Annotated in this window: 3 protein-coding genes; all 3 read right to left on the bottom strand. The window is 74.9% G+C overall.

The annotated features are described in order from the left end of the window. The coding region (locus tag ABD308_RS19700) for a nucleotide disphospho-sugar-binding domain-containing protein (RefSeq protein WP_344336467.1) at positions 1-1,023 on the bottom strand (1,023 nt) is incomplete at its 3' end. After that, positions 1,020-2,813 carry a condensation domain-containing protein gene (locus tag ABD308_RS19695; RefSeq protein ID WP_344336464.1) on the bottom strand — a complete coding sequence of 598 codons (1,794 nt, stop codon included), beginning with the start codon at positions 2,811-2,813 and terminating at the stop codon, positions 1,020-1,022. The genes ABD308_RS19695 and ABD308_RS19700, both read right to left, overlap by 4 nt. Then, positions 2,810-3,710 (bottom strand): condensation domain-containing protein (locus tag ABD308_RS19690; protein ID WP_344336462.1); only part of this gene is annotated, 901 nt, incomplete at its 5' end. The genes ABD308_RS19690 and ABD308_RS19695, both read right to left, overlap by 4 nt.

Raw genomic sequence — 3,710 nt, 5'->3', positions numbered from 1 at the left:
GTCGTCCTTCACGGCGGCCGCCGTCGCCTCGTGCGGGGCGCGGGCGAGGCCGACGCCCCGGGCGTGGATCACGGCCGCGTTCGCCGGCTGGTCGGCGAGTCGCGGCACGACCAGTTGCGGGACGCCGTGGACCAGCGCGGTCAGCGCGGTACCCGCCCCGCCGTGGTGAACGATCGCGGCGCAGGAAGGCAGCAGCGCGCTGAGCGGCACCCAGCCCGCCACCCGCACGTTGTCCGGCACCGGTCCCAGGGCGCCGGCCTGGTCCTCGCCCATGGCGAGGACGAGCTCGAAGTCCAGGGCGGCGCACTCGGTCAGGAACGCGTCGAGCTCGCCGAGCTCGCCGGACAGCGGCAGGACGCTGCCCAGGGTCAGGCACACCCGGGGCCGGGACGGCGCCGCCAGCGCCCACTCGGGCAGCAGCCGGCTCTCGTTGTAGGGCACGTAGCGCATCGACCACTCGGTCGCGTCGTCACGGCCCCCCAGGCTCGGCGGCCGGACGTCGATCATCGCGGCTGCGGCGGCCGGCTCGTCCAGACCCAGCTTGAGACGGGTGGGTTCCAGGTACCGGGCGATGGACTCGCGGTACGTCACCGCCTGTTCGTCGCCGCCCGCCCAGGCCAACCGTACGCTCTGCTCCACGTGGGGGACGCCGAGCGCGCCGGCGACCAGGGGCCCGGCGCCCTGCTCCAAGGTGGACAGCACGAGGTCCGGCCGGAACTCCTCGGCGACCCGGAGGAGGCCTTCCGCCATCTCCTCCCCGAACAGCCCGAGCCCGCCGCGCCGGGGCCTCGGGGCGCCCGGCGGCGCCGTGTTGATCGCCCGGCTCGCCGCCATGAACTCGGCGAACACGTCGTGGCCGGGGCACACGTCGACCGCGGGGAGCCCGGCCGCGACCAGCGTCTCGGCGGCCTTGCCGTTGTTGGCGACCAGGACCTCGTGCCCGGCGGCCCGCAGCGCCCAGGCCAGGGGGACGGTGGGCAGGAAGAGCCCCGAGCCGGGGGCGGCCACGGACAGTACTCTCATTGCGGGTTCCCTTCCGAGGTGGGCGTGTCGTCGACGAGCAGCCGGGGGGTTCCCGGGCCGCTGCCGTCGAGGCGTTCGAGGAGGCCGGCGGTGGTGACGATCAGGGCGGGGCGCGCGTCGGCGAGCATGAACGCGATGCGCTCGGCCGGGTAGTCGGGGTCGATCGGCAGGTAGGCCGCGCCGGACTTCAGGACGGCGAGCAGCGCCACCACCATCGCGGCCGACCGCGGTACCGCCAGCGCGACGATGGTCTCGGGCCCGATGCCCCGGCGGTCGAGTTCGGCCGCCAGGAGGTTCGCCCGATCGTCCAACTCGCGGTACGTGACGGTCCGTTCGCCGGACCGGATCGCGACGCTGTCCGGCCTGGCGGCGGCCTGCGCGGCGAACAGCTCGGCCACCGACCGGTCCGGCACCGGGCGGGCCGTGTCGTTCAGCCCGACGACCAGCCGGTGCCGCTCCTCCGCCGTCAGCACGTCGATGTCGCCGACGGCGGCGGCCGGGGTGCCGGCGGCGAAGCCGCGGAGCAGGTGGACGAAACGGTCGGCGACGCGCCGGGCCTCGGGGCCGGTGAGGAGGTCCGGGCGGTAGCCGAAGCAGAGCACGAGGGTCTCGCCCGGGTGCGCGATCAGGCTCAGCGGGTAGTGGATGCTGTTGTGCGACTCGGTGCCCGTCACCCGCACGCCGGCGACGGAGTCGACGGTCCGGTCCAGCGGGTAGTTCTCGAACACCACGAGCGAATCGAAGAGGTCGCCGTCGATGTCCGACAGGCCCTGGATCTCGGTCAGTCCGAGGTGCTGGTGGGCGCCGAGCCGCGACTGCTCCTCCTGCAGCCGCGCGAACAGCCCGGTGAGCGTCTCCCGGGGGTCGATCCGGACCCGCACCGGCACGGTGTTGACGAGCATCCCGACCATGGCCTCGACGTCGCGCAGCTCGGGTGCCCGGCCGGCCACCGTGGTGCCGAAGACCACGTCGTCACGGCCCGTCAGCCGGGACAGCAGCAGGGCCCAGGTGCCCTGGACCACGGTGTTGGCGGTCAGGCCCAGCAGCCGGGCGCGTTCGGTGAGGGCCGTCGTCACCTCCTGGGGAACGGTGACCAGCTCCTTTCCGGTCGGCACCGCCCGGCGGCTGTCCGCGTTGGGGGCCACCCGGGTGGCCTCCTCCAGACCGGCCAGCGCCGCGCGCCACGCCGTCCGGGCCTCCGGGGCGTCCTGACGGGCCCGCCAGGCGAAGAAGTCCTGCAGCGGCACGGCGGGTGCCAGCGCCGAGGCGTCGCCGCCCGCGCCGTAGGCCTCGAAGAGCTCGCGCAGCAGCAACCCGGTGGACCAGCCGTCCAGGACGGCGTGGTGGTTCGTCAGCACCAGCCGGAACCGGTCGGGCCGCCGCCGGACCAGCGTGAACCGCGCCAGCGGGGCCGTGGCCAGGTCGAACGGGCGGGTGCGGGCCTCCCGGGTGACCCGCGCGACCTCGGCCTCGCGGTCGCCGTCCGCGACCGCGGTCAGGTCCGCCTCCTCCCAGGGCGGCGACACCTCCGACTGGACCACCTGCACGGTGTCGCCGGTGGCCCGGCGGCGGAAGCTCGCCCGCAGGGTCGGGTGGCGCCGCACCACCGCCTCCACCGACCTCCGCAGCACGGCCGCGTCCAGCGGCCCTTCGAGGTCCAGCACCACCTGCACGTTGTAGAGCGCCGAACCGTCCTCGTCGTACGCGGCGTGGAACACCAGCCCTTCCTGGACCGGCGTGAGCGGCAGGACGGTCTCGATCCTCGGCGTGCGCTTCGCCGCCGTCGTCATAGGTCCCCCTCCAGGGCCAGTTCTTCCTGAAGCCGGTCGATCTCGTCCTGGGAGAGCGAGACCAGTGGAATGTCGGAAGGGCTGTGGCCGCCCGATTCCGGCCGCCGGGCATGGTCGGCCAAGGCCCGCAGAACGCGGAACCAGGTGGCTCCCAGGTCCTCGACCTCCGCCGCCGTGAACAGCTCCGCCGCCCAGGACCACTCGGCCACGAGCGTCGGCTCCGCGCCCTCGCCCTCCCGGACGAGCGTGTTGACCTCCAGCGCGTGCGCCAGTGGCAGGCCCGGGTCGGCGCCGCCGGTGAACCCGCCGATCTCGTACGCCGGCGCCCAGTCGCCGGACCCGGTGGGCGTGCCGAAGCGGCCGAGGTGGTTGAAGCCGATCTGCGGCACCGGCAGGCCCGAGAGGGCCTCCCCGGTGCGCGGATTGAGGTACCGCAGCAGGCCGTAGCCCAGTCCGTGGTCGGGGACCGCGGCCAGCTGCTCCTTGATCCGCTTCAGCGCCCGTCCGGCCTCGGGCCCGCCCGACCACAGGTCCGGCCACTCGACGGCGCCCGGGTCCAGCCGGACCGGGTGGACGCTGGTGAACCAGCCGACCGTACGGGACAGATCCACCCCGCCGACCGCCTCCTCCTCCCGGCCGTGGCCCTCGACGTCCACCAGCACGGTCGCGGCGGGACGGTCCCGCCGCCGGGACCAGTCCTGCACCGCCAGGGCCACCGCCGTGAGCAGCACGTCGTTGACCGTGGCGTGGAAGACGTCGGTCACCTCGGTCAGCAGCGCCTTGGTGGGATCCGCCGGCAGCGTCAGCTCCAGGCTGCGCCGGGAGCCCACCACGTCCCGGGCCGGGTCCAGCGCCCGGCGGCCGAGCGGCGCGTCGGGGCCGTCCAGCATCGCCGTC

Origin of the sequence: Kitasatospora putterlickiae, assembly GCF_039527695.1 — a bacterium.
Taxonomy (GTDB): Bacteria; Actinomycetota; Actinomycetes; order Streptomycetales; family Streptomycetaceae; genus Kitasatospora; species Kitasatospora putterlickiae.
This window is presented reverse-complemented; position numbering and strand designations above follow the sequence as displayed.

What these genes read in the sequence shown, in the direction of transcription:
- ABD308_RS19695 (WP_344336464.1), bottom strand. Translation starts at nt 2,813, where the DNA reads ATGACGACGGCGGCGAAGCGCACGCCGAGGATCGAGACCGTCCTGCCG.